At 64.6% G+C, this 628-nt stretch carries 1 protein-coding gene; it reads right to left on the bottom strand.

The annotated features are described in order from the left end of the window. On the bottom strand, positions 1–559 hold a 559-nt coding region (gene pth / locus EN780_RS36645; protein WP_128276613.1), incomplete at its 3' end, for an aminoacyl-tRNA hydrolase. Positions 560–628: the final 69 nt, after the last annotated feature.

Genomic DNA, 628 nt, shown 5'->3' with positions numbered 1-628 from the left:
GGGCGAGCGTGATGCGGTTCATGAAGGAATTGTCGTCGCCCTTGGCCAGCAGGCCGGCGTCCTCGGCGATGGTGTCGAGCAGAACCTCGAGCCATTCGCGGTCCGCCTTGGCGAAGTCGCCAAGCACGTGGCCGTGCACCATTTCCTTGACGCCCGGATGGCCGACGCCGACACGCACGCGGCGATAGGCCTTGCCGATATGGTCGTCCAGCGAGCGAATGCCGTTGTGGCCGCCGGAGCCGCCACCGACCTTGACCCGAACCTTGCCGGCGGCAAGGTCGATCTCGTCATAGAAAACGGTGAGCGCGGCAGGCTCGAGCTTGTAGAAGCGCAGCGCCTCGCCGACCGCCTGGCCGGACAGGTTCATGAAGGTCTGCGGCTTGACCAGGAGGATCTTTTCGCCGGCGAGCGTACCTTCGGCGATCAGGCCCTGGAATTTCTTCGACCAGGGCGAAAAAGAATGGCGGCGGGCGATCGCGTCCACCGCCATGAAACCGACATTGTGCCGGTTGTTGGCATATTTCGCGCCCGGATTGCCGAGGCCTGCGAACACAAGCATCGTCGTCTCCGGGCGGGAAAATTACTTCTCTTCGGCGGCCGGAGCCGCTTCGGGCGCTGCCGCCTCGAC

It is taken from the genome of Mesorhizobium sp. M4B.F.Ca.ET.089.01.1.1 (assembly GCF_004022605.1).
Taxonomy (GTDB): Bacteria; Pseudomonadota; Alphaproteobacteria; order Rhizobiales; family Rhizobiaceae; genus Mesorhizobium; species Mesorhizobium abyssinicae.
Note: the sequence above shows the minus strand (reverse complement) of the source record. Positions and strands in the feature narration are given on the sequence as shown.